Origin of the sequence: Clostridium oceanicum, assembly GCF_039521385.1 — a bacterium.
GTDB lineage: Bacteria > Bacillota > Clostridia > Clostridiales > Clostridiaceae > Clostridium_F > Clostridium_F oceanicum.
On sequence record NZ_BAAACG010000008.1, the window covers coordinates 728,123 to 751,762 of the forward strand.

Below are 23,640 nucleotides of genomic sequence, written 5' to 3' on the forward strand. Positions count from 1 at the left end.
ATTTAATATAAATTCTATTGTATAACTCTCATATAATTAATATAATAATAATATATTAACTTAATTTACCATTTGTTATAATTTGACTTAAAATACTTTCAATATATAAGTATTATGTATCAATAAATTTAAATATACGTTAGATAAAAATATTAATATTAAACCTAATCAAATATTTAAAGAAGGTGATCTATTGAAAGCTGATGCTGTTTTTGACAGTGGAGGTATAAAAGGTATTGGAATTATTGGTGCTTTAAGTTACATGGAATCAAAAGGATTTGAATGGCAACGTACTGCTGGTAGTTCTGTAGGAGCTTTAATTGCTGCTTTTGTAGCTGCTGGATATAATTCTAAAGATTTAAAAAACATAGTAACAAATATAAATCTTATAAACTTTTTAGATAAAGAAGGTGTTCAAAAGATACCTTTAGTTGGTAAAGCATTAGGATTTTTCGTTGATAAAGGTATATATTCTGGGGAATATATAGAATCTTGGATAGATGACATGCTAAAAGTAAAAGGAATAAAGACTTTCAAAGATTTATATAAAAATGGTGAATGTAGACTAAAAATAATAGCTGGAGACATAACTAGAAAAAAAATGATAACATTTCCTGATGATCTTTATCTCTATGGGTTATCTCCTAGTACTTTTAAAGTTTCTAGAGCTATAAGAATGAGTATTAGTATTCCCTTTTATTTTAAACCAGTAGAATTTATTCATGGAAATGGATTGAGCTATGTAGTTGATGGAAGTGTTTGTTGTTCTTATCCTATATCAATATTTGATTCAAAAGCTGATCCTAAATGGCCTACTATAGGATTCAAATTTGATAATCCTAATGTGACTAATACAAAACTTGGCAAAACAGATCCACTATCTTTTTTATTTGATATAGCCGATACTATGAACTATAAAAATGAAAATAGCTGGATTAATGATGAAAATTTATCTAGAAGTATACTTATTCCTACAGATGGAATATCTTCAACTGATTTTGATATATCAAAAAATAAAATTATAAAACTATTTAAAAGTGGATATAAATCAGCTATGAAATTTAATGATTCTTGGGATTTTCAAGACTACTTACAAAAATATAGACATAAAAATAAAGATATTATTTAAGCTAAAAAAACCAGATTCCAATTTAGGAATCTGGTTTTTTATTTATAATTCAATTTATATTAAATACACTCTTACTTAAAATCTTTTCTAGCATAAAGTTCTATTATTTTTAATATAACTTTGTTTGCTTTTTCCATGCATTGAATTGGAATATATTCATATCTCCCATGGAAGTTATGAGCTCCTGTAAATAAGTTTGGTGTTGGAAGCCCCATGTAAGATAGCATAGCACCATCAGTACCTCCTCTTATTGGAACTACATTTGGCTCTACCCCTGCTTCTTTCATAGCTTCATATGCTACATCTACTACATATTTTACTTTTTCTACTTTTTCTTTCATATTATAATATTGGTCACTAATATCTACAGTTACAATATCTTTTCCATAATCTTTATTTATTTTATCTCCTATGTTTTTAAAGAACGCTTTTCTATTTTCAAAATTTTCTTTATCAAAATCTCTAATAATATAGTTAAGTTCTGTTTGTTCTACTCCACCTTTTATACCAACTAAATGATAAAAACCTTCATATCCTTCTGTTTTTTCAGGAACTTCCTTTTCTGGTATCATACTCATAAATTCTTTTGAAACATTTATTGAATTAATCATTTTATTTTTAGCAGAACCTGGATGAACATTTCTTCCCTCTATTGTAACTTTTGCTTTAGCAGCATTAAAGTTTTCATATTCTAGTTCTCCAATAGTTCCTCCATCTACTGTATATGCAACTTTTGCTCCAAATTTTTCTACCGGAAAATGCTCTGCACCTTTTCCAACTTCTTCGTCTGGAGTAAATCCAATTTTTACAGTACCATGTTTTATATCTGGATTTTTGATTAAATATTCTACCGCTGTAATTATTTCTGCTATACCTGCTTTGTCGTCTGCTCCAAGAAGCGTATTTCCATCGGTAACTATAATATCTAATCCTTTATAATCTTTTATTTCTGGAAATTCTTTTGTATCTATTATTATGTTTTTTTCCTTATTTAGTGTTATGTTTTCTCCATCATAATTTTCTACAATTCTAGGTTTTACATCTTTACCACTCATGTCTGGGCTTGTATCCATATGAGATATAAATCCTATAACTGGAACATCTTTTTCTATATTGCTTTCTAAAGTAGCTGTAACATATCCCTTTTCATCTAAAGATACATCACTTAACCCTAATCCTTTTAATTCTTCATATAGTTTTTTAGCAAAAACTAATTGTTTTTCTGTAGTAGGAACTGTACTACTTTCTTCATCTGACTGAGAATCAATGGTTACATAACCTAAAAATCTTTCTACTAAATTATTCATTTTAAATGCTCCCCCTCTGATATTTTATATGTTATTTTACATAAAGAGAATTCTAAATTTCATGTTAAAACTAAATTGCTTTAACATGAAATTTAGAAACTTTTAAAATCTATAGATCTTAATTTTAGCTATTTTCTATACAAACGTCTCCCATTAATACACCTTTTATACTTCCATCATCATACTCTAATGGTATTGCTATAGCTACACAATAATTATAACTTACACTTGATATATATGGTGTACTAGTATAAACTTTTCCATTTATAGCTTCTTTAAAATATGGCCTGTGTGCAAAACTATCATTTCCTTTTGTTATAGCTACATTAGCTGATTTCATAATTCCTTCTTCATCTATTACGCCAATATATTCAAACTCAAAATTATCATCTACATATTTTTTACATAAACCAGAACAATTATCTTTAGCTAACTTTTTAGATATTATATCTTCTCTTACATTTTGAAGAACTTTAAATCCTTCATCTATACATTTTTGTTCTTTATCTCCTATAGATACATTAGTTATATATCTTTTAAGCTCATCATCTATTTCATGAGTTGATTCATTCATTTTTTCAACTAAGGTAGCAACTTCTGTTACAAGAGCAGATTGTTCTTCAGAAGATGCTGTTATTTCTTCTGTCATAGAAGCACATTCTTGACTTCCAGATACTATTGTATCCATTAAATCGTCTACATTGTTTGACATTTCAGAACTCTTTTGAGCTAATTTATATATTTCTTCTACTGCTTTATAAGTGGAATTAGTTGAACGTATTATACTTTCAAAAGATTCCTTAGATTTATCAGCATAAATTATATCTTCATTAACTTCACTACTTTGTTTATCTGCTTCTTTTGTTATATTAGATATTTGACCTGTAATAGTTTCTATTAAATTTCTTATTTCTCCTGCTGACTGTGATGATTGTTCTGCAAGTTTTCTTACTTCATCTGCAACTACAGAAAAACCTTTACCTTGCTCTCCAGCCCTTGCAGCTTCTATAGCTGCATTTAAAGCTAATAAATTTGTTCTTTCACTTATATCTGTAACAGCATCTGTAATTTTACTTATTTCTTCTGCTTCTTTTTCAAGTATATTTACATTTTTAGCTAGGTCAATACTAACTTTACCTGTTAATTTAATTTTGTCTATCATAGTATCAAATATTTGTTTATTTTCTTTTATAATATCTATCATTTCTCCGGCAATATTTTTACTATCTTTAGCATAATTAGCTATTTCCTCTGTATTTTTAGCTAAATCTGTTGTGATTTCCCTTGTAGATACTGCAGAATCCGCTTGAGTTGTAGTAGTATCTGCAACAGAGGATACTGAAGATGCTATATTTTGTGATGCTTTTTCTGTATCTAAAGAATTCTCACTTAGTGTATCTGATATTGATTTATTTTTCTGGGATGTTTGGAGTAAATCTGATAGTATCTTTTTAGTACTTTTAACTACTTTATTTATTTTGTTACCTATATCCCCTAAAGGTCCTTCTTCTGAAAGTCTAGTAGCAAACTCTCCTTCTGATACTTTTTGCAATTGTACTACCATATTGTCTATAGAATTATACATATTTGTAACAAATAGTTTTACTATTATAAAAGATGCTAAAAGCATTAATACAAACACTATAGCCATAAATTTTAAATATTGACCATTAAAATTAGATAATATTATTTCTACTTTATCATTAGATAAATTAGCAGTCATTATCTTATTTATTATAGATTTAGTTGTAAAAAATAATAATGTATTAAAGCCTAATAATATTACTGCAAACAATAAAAAAGTATTTTTTATTATTTTCTGTTTCAAGCCTATTCCTCCAATCCCTTACTAAAATGGTAATTTATATTATATTTCTACAATAAGCATTTTTTTTCCTGCTATAATTGAAATATATTGCTATTTTCACAACTAAGGCATATGAAAATTAATAACAAGTCAAAGGTGCGACCTATATTTTGTGAAATACAATGACTTGGGTTCTGCTGATAGTTGTGCTACCAGTAGGTTCCAAGGAAGAAGTAGTTCACAAAAAAACTAGCATACTGACTAATTATTTATTTGAATGTGCCTAATATATTTCAATAGCTGCTTCTGTATGAAATAAGTACAAATATTTTTCTATAACCTTACATCCAGTAAGTTTTTTTAGTGCTTTTTCATAATATTTTATTTGAACTTTATATCTATTTTTTATTTTTTCTAAATCATCTACATAATCTGTTTTATAATCTAATAAAACGACATTTCCATTTTCATAAAAATAGCAATCTATTGTTCCTTGAAGAATTACTCCTTCTTTAGCATGTATACTATCTTTAAGTTGATCATATATTTCATCACTTGAAACTTCAATATAAAAAGGTACTTCTCTTTTAACTTTATTAGACTTTAATATTCTTTTACCTAAATCACTTTTAAAGAAATTAAATATTTTTCTTACACTTATAATTTCTGATTGTTTTATTGTTATAAATTCTTTTTTTATAAACTCATCTATTTGATTTTTTATATTTTCATAACTATCCACTTTATTTAAATCTAAATGTTGCATAACTAAATGAATTATAGTACCTCTTTCTGCTGCTGTTATCTTTGATGTATCTTCTAAAAATTTAGGTTTTTTTAATGAATCTATTCTAAATGGAGTAGAAGAATCTTCTTCTGATATAGTTTGAAATTGTTTTTTTATTTCTGAAACAGTTATTTTAGCAGGTATTTTAGATATATCTTTATATTTATATTCATAAGACAACTTTTCATATATATCCTTTTTATAAATACTCTCTTTTGAATTCACCATACTTGATTTAATTTTATCTATTATATCTTCACTTTCTTCTTTCTCTATTTTATTTAATAGTGCATCTTTATTACATATTTCTATGTTCCACTTAGAGTCATCATCTATAAATGGAGATAACTCTATAGGTGACTCTAAAACTTCTCTAATTTTCACACTATCTTTATGCTTAAAAACAGCCGCTCCTATCCAATCTAAATAAGATTTGCTATTTAAAATTATATGTTCTTGTACCTTTTCACCTTCTAATGCACTTAAACACCAATTTTCAACTTTTTTTTCTATGTTACCTGTCATTCCAGTTATTATTAATTTTTCTTTTGCTCTAGTTAGTGCTACATATAATATTCTCATTTCTTCTGATAAAGTTTCAATTTTCATTTTGTTTTTTATTATGTTTTTCATTATAGTAGGATAAGATATTCTTCTATCAGTATTTACATAGTCTGGACCATATCCTAAATCTCTATGAAATATTATATTTCCACTAGTATCTGTCATATTAAAGTTTTTTCCTGTTCCACTTAATATAACTACAGGAAATTCAAGTCCTTTACTTTTATGAATACTCATAATCCTTACTACATTTTCGTTTTCTCCTATTATTTTAGCGCTTCCCATATCACCACTTGTTAATTTTAATTTATTTATAAAATTTATAAAGTTGAATAATCCTTTATAACTAGTTTTTTCATACTGTTTAGCTCTTTCAAACAAGATTTTTAAATTTGCTTGTCTTTGTTCTCCTCCGGGAAGAGCTCCAACATATCCGTAATATCCAGTATCTATATATAGATACCATATAAATTCATCTATATTCATGCTTAAAGATTTATCTTTAAAAAGATTTAATCTATCAATAAATCTTATTACCTTTTCCTTTGTTTCATAACTAATATTTTTTATAAGTTTATCTAAATCTTCTTTTTCATATATAGAATAATAACCATGTATTTCTTCATTATTAACGTATATATATATAAGTTTCATACATTCATAAAAAGGTATATTTTTATTTATCATTCTAATATCTATTAATTCTTCGTCTGAAAAGGATGCTATAGGTGAACGCATAACTGAAAGTAGTGGTATATCTTGTATTGGATTATCAATAATCTGAAGTAATGATACTATAGTTTTTATCTCTGAACTTTCAAAGTATCCAGAATTAGTATCTGCAAATACAGGTATCCCCTCTTCATTTAATTCTTCCATAAAGGTAGGTGCCCAATTTGAAGTAGTTCTTAAAAGTATTACTATATCCTTATACTCTATATTTCTATAAGCATCTAATCTTTTATCAAAAACTTTAAAAGGAACTTCTCTATTTAAAAGTTCTTTTATTTTTTTTGAAGCCATTCTTCCTTCTAATTGTATATTGTCTAACACTTCATTTTCATCATCAAAGCTATTTTTATTTTCTAATTTTTCACTTTTATCCATTAAACATATATCTATAGCTTCTCCTTTTATTTCTTCTCCATAACTTGCTCCTACTTTTAATTCTTCATCTTCTGTATAATCTAATTCTCCTATATTCTTAGACATTATTTCTTTAAATATAAAGTTAACACCATCTATTACTTCTTTTCTACTTCTAAAATTTTTAAATAATTTTATTCTTCTATTTTTGCTTTCTTTACTATCCCTATAATTATGATATTTTTCTAAAAATATTTCTGGTTTAGCTTGCCTAAACTTATATATACTTTGTTTTACATCTCCAACCATAAATCTATTTGGTATATCTATATTCCTTTGAGGTTTTGAAAAATCAATTTTATTTTCAAAATAAACTAGTTCCCCTTTTTCTAGCTTAAAATAACAGTTAACTCTAGATACCATATTCATTATAACTTCTTGTACTAAATTACTATCTTGATATTCATCTATTAAAACTTCTTCAAATTTTTCCCTATATAAATTAGCAACATCTGAAGGTATTATTTTATTTTCTGAATCTTTGTCTGTTAAAATTTCTAAAGCTAAGTGTTCTATATCATTAAAGTCAATTACATCTCTTTCTTTTTTCTTTTCATCATATTTTTCATCAAATAAAATAACTATACTAGATAAAATTTTCATAGAAGGATACACTGTTTTAAATTGATTTATTATTGATTTATTATCATAAGATATAATATTATTTTTTATTTCTGTAAATTTTTTCTTTATGTTATCTCTTTCAGTTTTTACTCTCTTTTTTATTTGTTTATCAGCATCTTTATTTCTCTTAGTAGGCAGTTTTTCAAATTTAAAATCTAATATTTTATTTCTAAACTCTTTAAAATTCTCTAGTTTAAGTAACTCTTCTATAAAATTCAAATCATTTTTAAAAGGTTCATAATAATAGTCTATTCCACTAGCACTTAATATGTTTTCTATAGCTGTTTTAAGTATATTTTTAAAACCTTCTAACTGTATTTTTAAAGAATCCATAACCATTTTTGCAAAAATAGATTTATCAAACTGAAAATCTTCTTCTACATTAAAAGTTTCACTACTATTTAAAAGCCATTCATTAGGAGTTGGTGAACTTTTTACAAATCTATATAATTGTAAAACTAAATTTTGTAAATTAATATCACTTCTACCAGCATAAGAATCTACAAATTCTAAAAAACCCTTCTGTTCTTCTTCATATAATTCATCAAAGGTATCCTCTATAGCTTCTTGCTTCATTAAAACTTCTTCAGTTTGATCTATTATTCTAAAATTAGGATCTACATTTATTTTATGAAAATTATTTCTTATTACTTGAAGACAAAAGCCATGTATTGTCATTATATTAGCTTTGTTTAAAAGTGTAAGTTGCCTTCTTAAAACTTTAGATTCTGGATTTAATTCTAATTTTTTAGATACAGCATCCCCTATTCTTTCTCTCATTTCTGACGCTGCTGCATTAGTAAAAGTTACTATTAATAATTTATCTATATCTACAGGTTCTTCTTTTTTTAAAATTTTATCTATTATTCTTTCTACTAAAACAGCAGTCTTTCCAGCTCCAGCCCCTGCTGCTACAAGTAGATTACAGTTATCAGTATGTATAGCCTCATTTTGTTCTTTAGTCCATTTAGTGTCTCCCATTATATTCACCTCTTAGCTAGCTATATTAAAATAAATTATTTGTTTTTTAATGTACCTTACCTATATTTTAACATAAGAAACATTGAAATCTTCAAAAATTGTACTTCTCTTAAATCCTTGCTTCTTATATTTTAACATAAGAAAAATCCTAATAAATAACTAGTGTACCTACTATTTATAATTTATTTTTATAACTTAATAACTTATATTAATTAACATAGTCCATTTACAATATCCTTTACTTTTATTGAATAAAATATATTATAAATAGATTCTATATACTTAATCTATTTATATAAAAAACCACACACCAATTATATAAGTGTGTGGTTTTTTATATATTTTCTTTAAACATATTAAAATTTTTATTCTTCTATAGGACCAATTATTCTTTTTACATCATTTACTTTCATAGCACAATTGCCATTTACAATTCCACCATCTTCAACTACTAAATTTATAGTCTCTATATCTCCTAATACTTTTCCTGTTTCTGTAACCTTTGTCAAGGCAGAAGACTCAATATTCCCTTCTACTTTTCCTGATACAATAACATTTGAACCATTTATATTTCCTGTTACATGTCCTAACTCTCCAATGGTAACATCAGATTTACAATCTATATTACCAGTTAAATCACCATCTACTCTTATAGATTCATCTGAAGCTATATTGCCTTCTATAGTTGTCGATTCCCCTATTATTGTATTTGCATCATCTTGATATACATTTTTCTTACTTGTACTAAACATACTTTTCCCCTCTTTTAAATTACATTTTAGGCATATGAAAATAAATAACAGATCAAATATCCTAGCATACTGACTAGTTATTTATTTGAATGTGCCTTATATTAAATCTATAATAAAATCTCTTATTTCATCATCATTAAAAGATTTTATTACAATATCTGCTTTATCTAAATTTTGTCCTCTAGAATTTTCATCTTTATATCCAATAGCTTTCATATTAGCTTTTTTAGCTGCTATTACTCCATTTCTAGAATCTTCAATTACTATACATTCTTCTGGTTTTACCCCTAATTTCTCCGCTGCATATAAAAATATATCTGGCTCTGGTTTACTTCTTTTTACGTAATCACCAGTTACTAATTCTTCAAAATAATCTCTAACTTCTATAGTATCCATTACTTTTTCAATAAAATTTAAAGGTGAAGAAGATGCTACCGCTGTTTTTAATCCTTTATCTTTTATAAATTTTAAAATATTCTCTACCCCATTTATAGGAACAATCATTCCATCTTTAGATACATATTCTAAAAATTCATCTCTATTTTTTTTAATTAATTCTTCAACTTTAAAAGGTATAGAATATTTTTCTTTTAATGTTCCCCACATATAGTAAGATCCTGTACCTACAAAAGATTCATGTTCTTCTTTTGAAATTTCTAATCCTAATTCTTTAAATATTCTATTTTCTAAATCTGCATGATGTTTTTCACTATTTACTATTACTCCATCCATGTCAAAAATTACTGCTTTTATCATTAAAAGACCCTCCTTAGTTTTACTTAGTATTCCTAAGTTACCTAAAAAAATATGTACTATAAAATTAATTTCTAAATTCTTTCTTTTACTTATGATTATATCATTATAGAAAACCTATAAAAGTAAAATTTGTTTTAATATTTTAGATAAAAAAATATCATACTAACTACATGTTTATTTGAAAAAACCTTATATTAACAAAACTTAATATGCATGCATACTATAATCCTAGATTGGTTATTAATTCTAGGAGGTATTTTTTAATGTATTATTACCCTATGTACCCACCTTGCATGCCTTGTACTTATCCACCATATCCTTGCCCTATGCCATATGATGACCGTGAGGAAGATGAAAGTAAATATGATCAAGATTTAAAGTCTATGTATCCTAAAATGTATTTTAAATTATGTCCAATGGTTGACGCAGAATGTGAAAAGCTTGAAAAAAAACATGGAGAAATGTATTGCCCTACTAAACAAGATATAGATTCCATATGCAAGGAAACTTATAAAAAATTAAAATCTCAATTAGAAGAAATGGATGACGATGATGATGAAAAATGTGGTTATCGTCGTAGAAGATACGGACGCCGCAGAGCTGTATATGATTTAACTACAATTTTACTCTTAGATAGATTTAGAAGAAGGAGAAGACGTAGAAGACGCAGAAAAAGAAGAAGACGTAGAAGATATTATTAAAAAAATGCCACCATTAAAGGGTGGCATAAATTTTTTTGTTAAACTGATTTTTTATTTTACTGTATTTTTTAATATAATTATTTAACTATAGTACTCTAAACTCCAAAGAATGCTGCTCCTACTACCACGCTAATTACTGTTATTAATACAGCTGAAATAAGCCCACCTATGGCTGCACAAAGCATTGATTTTTTAATATCCAATCCTAAAACTGCAGCTACTACACTGCCTGTCCATATTCCTGTAGTTGGAAGTGGTATTGCTATAAAAGCTATAAGTCCTAATTCTTTGTATTTTACCATTTTTGCTGAATTTTTTCTTATTTTATTTTCTATAAAAATATTAATCTTATCAAAAGCTTTATATTTTTTCATCCATTTAAATATTGCATTAAAAAATAAAAGTACAAATGGAACTGGAAGCAAACTTCCTAAATAACTTGCTATACATACATGTATAGGATCTAAACTGCCTGCTCCTACGGCTACTGGTATAGCTAATCTTTGCTCTGTTAATGGCACTGCTGACGAAAGTGCTACATATATAAGTTGCTGTAACATACTTAACTCCTTTATTTTAAATATTGTATCCTGTAAAATTAAAATATCTATCACATAATTTATACCACAATTTTTTTTATTTTTCTACTATAAATTTATAAATTAATATATTGTTAAGAACTAATCTTTATTTATTTTTTCTTCCATTAAGGTCCATATTTCCCCATCTTTTTTATCATTTAATATATTATAATTGTTATCTTTTATTTCAGTATCAAATTTACAAATAGGTGAGTATATACAATAATCACAAGAAGATACATCTTTATTTTTATAAGGACTTATTTTTATATTTCCTTCTAACATTTCCTCACAGATTTCTACTATAATTTTTCTTACATATCTTCTTAAAATATAAAATTCTCTTTCATCTGCTACTGAAGACCTTGAAGTAGAAATACTACCATCTTTTTTCATCATTGCTGGTATAATATCAGATATTCCAGTAATTAATTTATCCATATCCTTTATTACATCAGGATCATTTAATAGTAATCCTTTCATCTTCATATGTTTAATAATATTTTTTTCTATTTCTTCATCTGACATATCCTTAGAATTTTTGATTAAAGGATCATCTAATTTTAAATAAAGCATTGCCCCTGGTTCTGCTTTTTTATGGAGTCTATTTTCTATTTCTGTAAGTATAGCATCTAAATATATAAGCAATTGAATTTGTATTCCATAATAAACTTCTGAAAGTTTAAATTCTTTAGTACCAGACTTATAATCAATTATTCTAAGATAGGATACTCCATCTTTTTCTAATAAATCTACTCTATCTATTCTTCCTATTAAATTTACATTTTCACCAGAATGAAGTGATATAGATATAGGAGGATAATCCCCTTCTACGTCAAAGGATACTTCATAATTTTTAGGTTTAAATTCACCTTGTTTTATTTGTTTTCCTATAATCCATACTGACCTTCTAAGTATTTTCTTTACACTTTCAGTAATATATTTATATCTTTTAGAACTATTTAATATACTTAAAGAATTTTTATCTAATTGGGTTTCTATACATCTATCTATTTCTTTTTCAGCCCAATTCATATCTAAATTATCCCAAGTTAGATTCTGATTTTCTAGTTTTTTAGAAAAGTCTTCTAATACTCCATGCATAAGTATTCCTATATCTGGATAGGTAAGATTATATATTTTTCTATCTTTAGCCTTTAATCCATATTGTACAAAATAAGAAAAGGGGCATTTTGAAAATTTTTCAATTCTAGATACACTAACAGTAAGATGTTTTCCATAAAGTTTTCTTATTTTTTTAGTATCTATGTATTCACTTTGATTAGTATACTCAAATCCTTTTATAACAGTATCTAACTTTTTATCCCATTTTTCATTATTATGATACCATTTATAAACATCTGCCCATAAAGAATTAACATTGCTATCATCTACATCTTTTCTAAGTCTAGAAATAAGTTTCCCAAAAGTAGGCTTTGGCAGTGATATGTTTTTTAAATCTTCCTTATCATTATTTATATTTACTATATCACTTTCTTCACATATATTTGGAAATATCTTTTTTAATCTAGATATAATAATTGAAGGTCTAAGGGTCTTTCCTTCTATTGTAGATATAGGATAACTTAACCTTAAATATTTATTAGGAGTAGTTAAGGTAGAATATACTAAATACTGATCTTCAAAAATAACACTTTTACTATCTTTTCCTATTTCCATTCCTTTTTCACTTAAGTATTCTCTATTAGAATCATTTATTATCCCATCATCTAATGCAGGAAGAGGGAAAATACCATCATTAACTCCTACAATATAAAGTACCTTTATATTATGACTTCTTAATCTTTTTATGTTTCCTACTATAACTTGATCTAGTGTTGGAGGAATTAATCCGATCTCATATTCTGAAAAACCTGTTTGAAGTATTTTAGTAAACTCTTTTAAACTTATTTTTTTATCTCCTATAACTTCTACTAATTGATCTAAAACATCTATTATTATATTCCATATCTGATTATATTCATTTACTTTTTCTATTTCTTTTTTTTCATTAAAATTCTCTATTAACTCTTCTATTTTTTCTGGAAGTTTTATATGACATAAAAAGTTATATAAGCTTTCACACATTTCTTTTACATTAGAATCTTTTTTAAGGTCTTTATAAAACTCTAAAAGTGGATTTACTATTTTATATCTTGTCTCATTTATTAAACTAATAATTTTCTCTTTTTTATCATCTTCTACATTATAATTATCTGGAATGTCATATTCCCAATCTTTATCCTCTATCCACTTGTATCCTCTTATACCATTGTATAAAACATAATTTTCTAATAAACTAAGACAATCTTTATCTATATTTAAGAGACCTGTTTTTAAATATCTAAAGACTGATTCATAACTCCAATTTTTAGATAATATTTCTATAGCAGATATAACAATCAATATTAAAGGATTGTTATTAATTTCTCTTTTTTCATCTATAAAATGTGGTATATTATACTCTTTAAATATAGCCTTAACTATGCTTTCATAGCCTTCTAAATCCCCTGTTATAACTGCAATCTCTTTAAACCTACAATTTTTTTCTCTACAAAGCCTTATTATATCTATAGCTGTATTTTCTATCTCTGTATATTTATTTGAAGATTTAAAGATTGAAATATCTTTAGTTTCTCCTTTAAATTCACTATAAGGATAAGAAAATAAATTTTTTTCCATATGTTGAAGCTCAATATTTTCTTTAAATCTAAAACAGGGATCACATTTTAAAGCTATAGGTTTATCTAACTTTATATTGTTTTCTTCTATTATTTTAATAAATTTATCCTCTGTACCTTTAATAGCTCCAAAAACATCTGTACTATCTACAGAAAGACCTTTATTTAAATAATCTGTACATAAAGTTATATTAATTCTATAAGCTTTTGAAAGTAATTTTTCTAATATTCCATATTGTTGAAGGGTAAAACTTGTAAATTCATCTATCCATATTTCAGCATTATCAAACCTCTTAGATTTATCTAATTTATCATAAAGTAATGTTAAATCATCATCACTATCTATATAATTTTTATGTAATCTATCTTCAAACTCCTCAAATATAAGGGCTAAATCATAAATCTTATTTTTCAAACTATCTTCTTCTATATTATCTATATTACTAAATAACTCCTTTGGAGTAATATTATATCTTTTAAATTCACTTATTAAGTCAGATACTTTAGTTACAAATCCTTGCATTTTAGAAGATTTTTTAAATACTCTAAGTTTTTTTGTATTATCTTTCATAATATTATATATAAGCATACTTTTACCTGAATCATTCATATGTGTTAAAGTTAATCCTCCAACCTCATTGAATACTCTATATGCCATTCTTTTAAAACTTAAAACTTCTGCTTTTAAAGTTCCTTTTTCTCCTACCATATTCAATAAATTTTTCTCTGCTCCAAAAGAAAATTGTTCCGGAACTAAAAATATTAAGGGTCTTTCAACTTCATCATCTATTCTTTTTTTTATTGCATTTAAGCAATAATTAGTTTTTCCTGTGCCAGCTCTTCCGTATATAAAACGTAAGCTCATAAAATCCTCTCCTCATAAAATCTGTTAAGTAGATTATATTATCTATTCTACCAAACTTTATAAAAATAATCTTTTATAGTTTATCTCTAAAACATATATAAATAAACTAGCATACTGACTAATTATTTATTTGAATGTGCCTTGTAAAGTCAATATGTATAAGTTTATAAGAATAATGGTGAAATTACCTTAAAGAAATTATTAATCTTTTTAAAATAATTCTTATAACATGTATTACACGTTGTTATAGATATTTATTTGTGCTAAACTATTTTCGGGTAGTATCCTAAGTGAACTGCACCTTATTGTTTTTATCAAATATTATAAACTGCTCATATCCTATGGAATGAGACAAGTATATTTAAAATCTAATTATTATGTTTGTTTGTATTTTTAAACTCAATTTTAAATTCATATCTAAATTGGGCTTAACTAGTTTGTCTTAAATTAACAAATCAAAAATATAATACCTTTTCTTTTTCTAAAACATTTCACTTTGCAAATTATAAAAACAATTCGGAAACACTTTGGTATAACTCACCCTAATTCTAATTTCATTATTAAATAAATCAAATTTTATATGTATCTTTTTAAATTTATTTAAATTATAAATTGATTTAAATATCTTTAGTAACATGAAATTTATTATATTTAATCCTATGAAAATAGAAAATAAATCTATATCTTAGGGAGGAGTAAAAATGAAAAATACCGTTTCAACTTTCAAAGAAATGAAATCCAAAGGTGAAAAAATTTCTATGCTTACAGCCTATGACTATTCTATGGCAAAATTAATTGACTCTTCAGGAGTTAATGGAATACTAGTTGGGGATTCTTTAGGAATGGTTTGTCTAGGCTATGAAAATACTTTAAGTGTAACTATGGAAGATATGATTCATCATACTAAAGCCGTAACTAAAGGAGCTAAGAATGCATTAGTAGTTTCTGATATGCCTTTTATGTCTTATCAAACATCTATATATGATGCTACAGTAAATGCTGGAAGACTTATAAAAGAAACTGGTGCTCATGCAGTTAAATTAGAAGGAGGAGCTACTGTATGCAAACAAGTTAAAGCTATAGTTGATGCTCAAATCCCTGTAATGGGACATTTAGGTCTAACTCCTCAATCAGTAAATATGTTTGGTGGATTTAAAGTTCAAGGTAAAAGTGAAGAAATAGCAAAAAAATTAATAGAAGATGCTAAAAAATTAGAAGAAGCTGGAGCATTTTCTATAGTTCTTGAATGTGTACCTTATAAATTAGCAAAAATAATAACAGAATCTATATCTATTCCAACTATAGGAATTGGTGCTGGTAAGTATTGTGACGGCCAAATACTAGTATATCAAGATATGCTTTCTATGTTCTCAGATTTTAAACCCAAATTTGTAAAATCTTTTGCTAATATAGGTTCTGATATAAATAAAGGTGTTAAAGATTATATAAAGGAAGTAAAGGAATCATCTTTTCCAGAAGAAAAACATTCCTTTAAAATAGATGATAGTATAATAGAAAAATTATATTAAATGATTCATTTATAAGATATGTTAAGAAATTTGATTTAAATTCTATACTTAATTTTTATAATTATTTAAATCATAAAATATCAATAAATGATTACCATAATTGAATTTTATAAACTTAATGAAATCACAAAAGGTGGCTATATATATGAAAATAATACATGAAATATATGATATAAAAGAACAAATTAAAAAATGGAAAAAAGAAGGATTATCTATAGGCTTTGTTCCTACTATGGGATTTTTACATGAAGGACATGCTTCTTTAATAAAAACAGCATCAAAGGAAAATGACAAAGTAATTGTTTCTGTATTTGTAAATCCTCTTCAATTTGGTCCTACAGAAGATTATTCTGACTATCCAAGAGATATAGATCATGACTCTAAAATTTGCAGGGAAAATGGAGCTTCTTTAATATTTAATCCAAGCCCTAAGACTATGTATGGTGATAAAAATTACACTCATGTAAATGTAGATACATTAACTAATAAGCTTTGTGGATTTTCTAGACCAGGACATTTTCAAGGTGTTTGTACTGTAATAACAAAATTTTTTAATATATTAAGTCCTGATAAAGCTTATTTTGGTGAAAAAGATGCTCAACAACTAGCAGTGATTAAAAGAATGGTAAAAGATTTAAATTTTGATATAGAAATAATAGGATGTCCTATTATAAGAGAAAAAGATGGTCTTGCTAAAAGTTCAAGAAATACCTATTTAGATAATAAAGGAAGACAAGCTGCTTTAGTTTTAAATAAAAGCTTAAAATCCGCTCATAATCTATTAGAATCTGGTGAAAAAGATCTATCTAAAGTAAAGAAATTAATAAAAAACAATATAGAAAAAGAACCTTTAGCTACAATTGATTATATAGAAATTGTTGATAGTTTAACACTTCAACCTGTGTATAAAATAGAAGACCCAATTCTAGTTGCTATTGCAGTATATATAAATAATAAAGTTAGATTAATAGATAATTTTACATTTAAAATAAAACAAGTGAAATAATTAATCAGTATGCTAAAATAAATTTTGCAATTCTGGAGGTAATTTATATGGAATTAAATATGTTAAAATCTAAAATTCATAGAGCTACAATAACTGAAGCTAAATTAAATTATGTAGGTAGTATTACAATAGATAGAAATCTTATGGAAAAAGCTAATATAATGGAATATGAAAAAGTCCAAATAGTTGATATAGATAACGGAAATAGATTAGAAACTTACGTTATAGCTGGTGATAAAAATAGTGGAACTATCTGTTTAAATGGTGCTGCCGCTCGTTTAGTACAACCTAATGATAAAATAATAATTATGTGCTATTGCCAAATGACAAAAGAAGAAGCTAAAAAATATAATCCAGTAGTTTTATTTGTAGATGAATCAAATAAAATTAAAGAAATAACTCATTATGAGAGACATGGAGAAGTAAAATAATTGCAATTTTTTCTTATTTACCAATATGTTTTCATTTTACACTTATATTTTATGGATTTTTGTAAATAATAAAAATGTACACTATTATAAAAGGAGATGTAAATATGAAAACATTAGATATTATTGCCCTCATATTAGTAGTTATTGGTGCTATAAATTGGGGTCTTATCGGATTCTTTAGATTTGATTTAGTTGCAAGTTTATTTGGAGACATGTCAGCATTCTCAAGAGTTGTATATGCCCTTGTTGGAATAGCTGGTTTATATGCATTCTCTTTCTTTGGTAGAGATAGAGAACCACGTGAAACTGATAGATAATAATAAAAGCAGTGCCTTTTAGCACTGCTTTTGTTATTTATATACCATTATTTTAATAATAATTTATTAATAAAATTTTAGACTCAAAGACTTGAATCTTAGTGATATAATAATATTATACCAATATAAGGAAGGAAGTCTTAAAATGTCCAAAATACTTTATGTTGGATTAGGTGGATTTCTTGGTGCTATTATAAGATATTTATTAACTTACTTAACTTCTAAAAATTTATCTAATCCTATTCCTTTAGGTACACTAATCTCAAATATTTTAGGTGGATTTTTTATAGGATTTATAATATCTTTAAGCATAAGAAATCATAATATATCTTATAATCTAAAGCTATTTTTAACTACTGGTCTTATGGGAGGTTTAACAACATTTTCCACTTTCAGTTTAGAAACTATAACTTTGATGGAAAAAGGCTCCTATAAACTTACTCTTATTAATATAGCTTTAAATTTATCTCTAAGTTTTCTTGGAGTATTTTTAGGCGAAAATTTTGTATCTAAAATATTTTAACTAGCAGCTTCTATTTTAGATTCTGTTTGATTTTCTTCTACATCGTTTCTTTTTCCTACAAAATTAACAACACAAATTAGTAAAACGATAGATACTGGAAGAACTATATATATAGGTAATCCTAAACCTACTGGTATATATCCAAATAGTATTGCACATCCTGCAACAGTTAAAGCATATACCATTTGTGTAGATACATGATGCAAATGATCACAAGCAGATCCCATAGATGACATTATAGTAGTGTCTGATATAGGTGAACAGTGATCTCCAAATATAGCTCCTGTTAAAACAGCACTGGCATTCATAACAACATAAGAATACTCTGGTGATATAGCATGTGCAAGAGGTATTGTAAGTGGCATCAATATACCCATTGTTCCATAAGATGTACCTGTAGCAAAAGATATTACTGCACCAAAGATAAATATTATACTTGGAAGTAAAAACTGAGGTATAGAATTTGATAAAATAGATACTAAGAATTTAGCTGTTCCAAGTTCTTTTATAACTCCACTTAAAGACCATGCAAGTAAAAGAATAACACCTGTTATAACTAATGATTTCATTCCTGTAACCCAAGTATCTATAGCTTCATTTACTTTGAAAGCTCCTTTAGATACTCCCATTATCATAGCTACTATACTAGCAAGTAATGCTGCTTGGAATAAAACTACACTGGCATCTGAAGCTCCAAAGGTTTCTCTTATAGAGGCAAGTGAGTAAGGTGAACTTTGAAGTAATGCTATTAATGCCTTATCTTCCCCACCCATTATTGCATTGTATCCATTATAATAAAATCCTGCGAATGCAGCTATAATCAATATTCCTATAGGTATTATAGCATTCCAAACACTTAGTTTCATTCCTTCTTTAGGTTCAAGTTCTGTACTTTCAGTAGATGCCATAGGTTTTGCTGTATCATCCATTAATTTTCCTGTAAGTCTTGCTCTTCTTTCTGCTTTAAGCATTGGTCCAAAATCTTTTCCAAAATAAGCTATTGCAACTATGAATACTAATATTAATATATTATAAAATCTATATGGAATTGTTGATAAAAATAATCCATATGCATTTGTACTTTCACCTATACTAGTATAAGCATCTTTAATTAAGCTTATTTCATAACCAACCCAAGTAGATACAAGGGCTATACCTGCTATTGGAGCTGCTGTAGCATCTACTATGAAAGATAATTTTTCTCTTGATATTTTCATCTTATCAGCAACTGGTCTCATTATAGGTCCTACTATAAGTGAGTTAGCATAATCATCAAAGAATACAAATAACCCTAAAAGCCAAGTAATTATTTGAGTACTTCTTGGTGTTTTAGCTTTTTTAGCTAAAGATTCAGCAACAGCCTTAGCCCCTCCCATTTTGGAAACTAATGCTATAAGTCCTCCAATAACCATACATTGAAGTATTATACCTGCATTCCATGGGTCTGCTAAAGATCCAAGTATTCTACTTACTAAATCTAAGAAAGAATTAAATATTGCCATAAATATGTTAGTTCCACCAATTTGAATTAAAAACGATCCAGAAATTACCCCTATAGTTAATGAGATAACTACATTTTTAGTTATAAAAGCAAGTACTATTGCAATAACTGGTGGTAAAATAGTCCACACACCTAGTCTATTTGCATTAGCTTGCACTACTTTAGGATCAAGATCTGCGGCTAAAGCCGTAGTAGATGCTATTAAGACAAGCATTAACGATAATATTAAAATATAAGTTCTTCTTCTTTTCATTTTTTTCCTCCTCTTTCATTATCTTAAAACTAAGTGAATCCCAGGAGGAAAACCATCATCAAAACAAAAAAGCCTTAAGCTTACTCACTCAAGGCATAATAAATAGCATTTAAATACTAAAATATGTTTTTTTGAATGATAGCTCTCCACAAAATACATTGTGACAGTTTTGCATATATTCTATGCAAATCCAGGCATACAGCTTTAAAGCGTCCACTGAATCCTTCGGCAGCATTACCTTTCCTTTAACTTCTAAGTGCTTACCTCCATAAAAGTACTTATTAATGTTGCTCCTCTATCCTTTATTATTCACTTTTAATTCATTATAATATCTATATAATAATTAGTCAAGAGAAAGAATCTAAACTACTTTATTTAAAAAAGCTTTTGTCCTTTCTTCTTTAGGAGAGTTAAATACTTCACTAGGATGCCCTTCTTCTACAATTTTTCCGCCATCCATAAATATAACTCTATCTGCAACTTCCTTTGCAAATCCCATTTCATGAGTAACTACAACCATTGTCATTCCTTCTTTTGCTAAATCTTTCATTACTCCTAAAACTTCTCCTACAAGTTCTGGATCTAGTGCAGATGTAGGTTCATCAAATAACATTATATCTGGATTCATAGCAAGAGCTCTAGCAATAGCAACCCTTTGTTTTTGGCCTCCTGATAGCTTTGAAGGATAGTAATCCATTTTATCTTCTAATCCTACTTTTTTAAGCAGCTTTTTTGCTCTTTCTTTAACTTCCCCTTTATTTTCTTTTTTAGAAATAGTAGGTCCTATCATAACATTATTCATAACTGTCATATGAGGAAACAAATTAAAGTTTTGAAAAACCATCCCCATTTTTGTAGTTATTCTTTTCATAAGTTTTTTATCTTTTAAATTAAATTTTTCATCTTCTATTATTATTTCACCACTATTTATTTGTTCTAAATTATTTAAGCATCTTAAAAAAGTACTTTTACCAGATCCTGAAGGTCCTATAATTACAAGAACTTCTCCTTTTTTAACTTTTACACTTAAATCATTAAATACTTCTAAATCTCCAAATTTTTTAGATATATCTTTAGTTTCTATCATAACAGGAACATTCTCATAGTTTGCATTAGAATATTCTTGAGCTTTACAACAACTTTCCATAAAAATTCTCCTCTCCAAATAGGAATAACATACAATATTAATATATATATATTGTAACTTTATCATGCTAAAGTGTCAAATCATTTTTTAATATCTACAAAATTTAATCATATACTGCTAATCTTTTTTCAAATATAGAAAATGCAGATGTAAATATTGTAGTAAGTAAAAGATATAATATACCTGCTAACATAAATATTTCTATAGGTTTAAAAGTTGTAGAATACATTTGCTGAGCTGTTCTCATAAGCTCAACCATAGAAATAGTTGATACTAAAGATGTATCTTTTAATATAGCTATAAATTCATTTCCTACTGGAGGAATTATAAGTTTAAATGTTTGAGGCAATATTACCTTAAACATTGTATCTTTATATGAAAGTCCTAAGGTTTTGGAAGCTTCAAACTGTCCTTTATCTACTGATTGAATTCCACCTCTTATAATTTCAGCCATATATGCACCACAATTTAAACTTAAACTTAAAATAGCCGCTGTAAATGGTATTAATTCTATCCCTATAAAAGGAAGACCATAGTAAAAGAAAAACAACTGTAATAACAATGGTGTTCCTCTAAATATCCATGTATAAAAATTTCCAAAAATTCTTACTGGAGCTATCTTTGATAATTTAAAAAGTGCTAATACTATACCTAAAATACTTCCTATAATTAACGTAGATACAGTTAATTCTATAGTCATTAAACTTCCCTTTAATAATATTGGAAGAGTTTTTATCATAATTTGAGTATCCATCAAATGTCACCTCTTTTGAAAAATTAATATGTAAAATAAAAAAAATAATCTAAATTTATATTTAATAATAGTCCCTTTAAAAATTAACTTTTTTCTATTTTATTACTTTATATAAAAAAATTTTTATCACTCTAACTATTTATAATTATATATTTTTTATTATAATTATGCAATACATTTTTTGGTATTTAAATAAAGTTAATTTTATATTTTCCCCTTAAATCTCCTTTACAAAAGGGTTTTGTCAACATAAAATTTATTTTAAAAAATAAATATAATATATTAAAAATTTATTTTCATGCATAATACCAGCATATTATACATAAAAAACATCTAATAAATTCAATGTATATTTTATTATATAAAAATAAAAGCATATATACATAAATTTATATTTATATATACATGCTTTTGCTATTATTTTAAATTTCTACTTAAACTATCTTATAAGTTGAAACTACATCTCTCTTATTACAGCTTCTGTAAATTCTAAAGTAGATGCCTTTCCACCTAAATCTCCTGTAACACATTTTTTATCTTCTAATACTTTTTCTATAGCCTTTTCTATTTTATTAGCAGCTTCTATTTCACCTATATACTTAAGCATCAAAGCAGCAGTTAAAATTGCTGCTGTAGGATTAGCTTTACCTTCTCCTGCAATATCTGGTGCTGATCCATGAGCAGGTTCAAATACCGCTGCATCTTTTCCTATATTAGCTCCTGGTAAAAATCCTAATCCTCCAACTAATCCTGCCGCCATATCAGATAAAATATCTCCATATAAATTAGGCATAACTAACACATCAAAATCTTTAGGATTTAAAACAAGTTTCATACTCATAGCATCAACTATTACATCTTCAAAATTTATATCTTTATTATTCTTAGCTACATCTCTAGCACATTTTAAAAACAATCCATCAGATAATTTCATTATATTTGCTTTATGAACTGCAGTTACCTTTTCTCTGTTTTGTTTTTTAGCTAAATCAAATGCAAACTCCACAATTCTAGTACTTGCTTTTTTGCTTATAACTTTTATACTTTCTGCTATATCAGAGCTTACCATATGTTCTATTCCTGCATACAAATCTTCTGTATTTTCTCTAACTATTATTAAATTTACATCTTCATATCTTGAAGGAACTCCTTTGTATGTTTTTACCGGTCTTATATTAGCATACAAATTCAATTTTTTTCTAAGGGCTACATTAATACTTCTAAACCCAGATCCTACTGGAGTTGTAACGGGACCTTTTAGAGCTACTTTATTTTTCTTTATACTTTCTAAAACACTTTCTGGAAGTGGAGTTCCATATTTATCTATTACAGCTGCTCCTGCTTCTACAATATCCCAATTAACTTTTACTCCTGAGGCTTCTATTACAGATTTTGCGGAATTTGTAACTTCTGGTCCTATTCCATCTCCAGGTATTAGTGTTATATTATGTGTCATTTTATTCCCTCCAATATTAAACTGATCCTTTAAAATAATTTA

The 23,640-nt window shown here is 26.5% G+C and carries 18 protein-coding genes and 1 riboswitch; of the genes, 7 read left to right on the forward strand and 11 right to left on the reverse strand.

What is annotated here, in order from left to right; genetic code table 11:
• Positions 1–193: 193 nt before the first annotated feature.
• Positions 194–1,129 (forward strand): patatin-like phospholipase family protein, encoded by a 936-nt coding sequence (locus ABDZ71_RS09435; RefSeq protein WP_343761046.1) that lies wholly within the window; start codon positions 194–196, stop codon positions 1,127–1,129.
• 71 nt (positions 1,130–1,200) lie between these two features.
• On the opposite strand, the gene pepT is transcribed toward ABDZ71_RS09435, so the two are convergent.
• The 5 genes from pepT to ABDZ71_RS09460 all read right to left on the reverse strand — a co-directional run bounded on the left by pepT (position 1,201) and on the right by ABDZ71_RS09460 (position 9,853).
• Entirely contained in the window at positions 1,201–2,436 is a 1,236-nt protein-coding gene (gene pepT, locus ABDZ71_RS09440) for a peptidase T (RefSeq protein ID WP_343761048.1), read from the reverse strand.
• A 124-nt stretch (positions 2,437–2,560) separates the two neighbouring features.
• The gene (locus tag ABDZ71_RS09445) at positions 2,561–4,264 is read right to left on the reverse strand and encodes a methyl-accepting chemotaxis protein (protein WP_343761049.1); all 1,704 of its coding nucleotides are present in this window, start codon (positions 4,262–4,264) and stop codon (positions 2,561–2,563) included.
• Between the two features lie 262 nt (positions 4,265–4,526).
• Positions 4,527–8,345: a helicase-exonuclease AddAB subunit AddA gene (gene addA, locus ABDZ71_RS09450; RefSeq protein ID WP_343761050.1), complete on the reverse strand. Its 3,819-nt coding sequence runs from the start codon at positions 8,343–8,345 to the stop codon at positions 4,527–4,529.
• 365 nt (positions 8,346–8,710) lie between these two features.
• Positions 8,711–9,097: a bactofilin family protein gene (locus tag ABDZ71_RS09455; protein ID WP_343761052.1), complete on the reverse strand. Its 387-nt coding sequence runs from the start codon at positions 9,095–9,097 to the stop codon at positions 8,711–8,713.
• 96 nt (positions 9,098–9,193) lie between these two features.
• Positions 9,194–9,853, reverse strand: a complete 660-nt coding sequence (locus tag ABDZ71_RS09460; RefSeq protein WP_343761053.1) for an HAD family hydrolase — start codon at positions 9,851–9,853, stop codon at positions 9,194–9,196.
• 263 nt (positions 9,854–10,116) lie between these two features.
• On the opposite strand from ABDZ71_RS09460, the gene ABDZ71_RS09465 reads away from it, so the two are divergent.
• A complete protein-coding gene (locus tag ABDZ71_RS09465; RefSeq protein WP_343761055.1) occupies positions 10,117–10,554 on the forward strand; it encodes a hypothetical protein in 438 nt (145 codons plus the stop codon).
• Between the two features lie 95 nt (positions 10,555–10,649).
• Here ABDZ71_RS09465 and ABDZ71_RS09470 read toward each other — a convergent pair whose 3' ends face one another.
• Positions 10,650–11,114, reverse strand: coding sequence for a COG2426 family protein (locus ABDZ71_RS09470; RefSeq protein ID WP_343761057.1), 465 nt, complete (start codon positions 11,112–11,114; stop codon positions 10,650–10,652).
• Positions 11,115–11,234: 120 nt separating this feature from the next.
• Positions 11,235–14,681, reverse strand: a complete 3,447-nt coding sequence (gene addB / locus ABDZ71_RS09475) for a helicase-exonuclease AddAB subunit AddB (RefSeq protein ID WP_343761058.1) — start codon at positions 14,679–14,681, stop codon at positions 11,235–11,237.
• 701 nt (positions 14,682–15,382) lie between these two features.
• On the opposite strand from addB, the gene panB reads away from it, so the two are divergent.
• The 5 genes from panB to crcB all read left to right on the forward strand — a co-directional run bounded on the left by panB (position 15,383) and on the right by crcB (position 18,487).
• Positions 15,383–16,210, forward strand: coding sequence for a 3-methyl-2-oxobutanoate hydroxymethyltransferase (gene panB, locus ABDZ71_RS09480; RefSeq protein WP_343761060.1), 828 nt, complete (start codon positions 15,383–15,385; stop codon positions 16,208–16,210).
• 145 nt (positions 16,211–16,355) lie between these two features.
• Positions 16,356–17,216, forward strand: coding sequence for a pantoate--beta-alanine ligase (gene panC / locus ABDZ71_RS09485; RefSeq protein WP_343761062.1), 861 nt, complete (start codon positions 16,356–16,358; stop codon positions 17,214–17,216).
• 47 nt (positions 17,217–17,263) lie between these two features.
• Positions 17,264–17,647: an aspartate 1-decarboxylase gene (gene panD / locus ABDZ71_RS09490; RefSeq protein WP_343761064.1), complete on the forward strand. Its 384-nt coding sequence runs from the start codon at positions 17,264–17,266 to the stop codon at positions 17,645–17,647.
• 104 nt (positions 17,648–17,751) lie between these two features.
• Positions 17,752–17,964: a DUF378 domain-containing protein gene (locus ABDZ71_RS09495; protein ID WP_343761111.1), complete on the forward strand. Its 213-nt coding sequence runs from the start codon at positions 17,752–17,754 to the stop codon at positions 17,962–17,964.
• Between the two features lie 145 nt (positions 17,965–18,109).
• Positions 18,110–18,487, forward strand: coding sequence for a fluoride efflux transporter CrcB (crcB, locus tag ABDZ71_RS09500; RefSeq protein WP_343761065.1), 378 nt, complete (start codon positions 18,110–18,112; stop codon positions 18,485–18,487).
• Here crcB and ABDZ71_RS09505 read toward each other — a convergent pair.
• The 4 genes from ABDZ71_RS09505 to ABDZ71_RS09520 form a co-directional block, all read right to left on the reverse strand.
• Entirely contained in the window at positions 18,484–20,241 is a 1,758-nt protein-coding gene (locus ABDZ71_RS09505; protein ID WP_343761067.1) for a Na+/H+ antiporter NhaC family protein, read from the reverse strand. The two genes, crcB and ABDZ71_RS09505, sit on opposite strands and share 4 nt — an antisense overlap.
• Positions 20,242–20,372: 131 nt before the next feature.
• Positions 20,373–20,547: riboswitch (Lysine riboswitch) on the reverse strand.
• 55 nt (positions 20,548–20,602) lie between these two features.
• Positions 20,603–21,328, reverse strand: coding sequence for an amino acid ABC transporter ATP-binding protein (locus tag ABDZ71_RS09510; RefSeq protein ID WP_343761113.1), 726 nt, complete (start codon positions 21,326–21,328; stop codon positions 20,603–20,605).
• Positions 21,329–21,491: 163 nt separating this feature from the next.
• Positions 21,492–22,142, reverse strand: coding sequence for an amino acid ABC transporter permease (locus ABDZ71_RS09515; protein ID WP_343761069.1), 651 nt, complete (start codon positions 22,140–22,142; stop codon positions 21,492–21,494).
• A 457-nt stretch (positions 22,143–22,599) separates the two neighbouring features.
• Complete coding sequence (locus ABDZ71_RS09520) at positions 22,600–23,598, reverse strand: isocitrate/isopropylmalate dehydrogenase family protein (protein WP_343761071.1); 999 nt, start codon at positions 23,596–23,598, stop codon at positions 22,600–22,602.
• Positions 23,599–23,640: the final 42 nt, after the last annotated feature.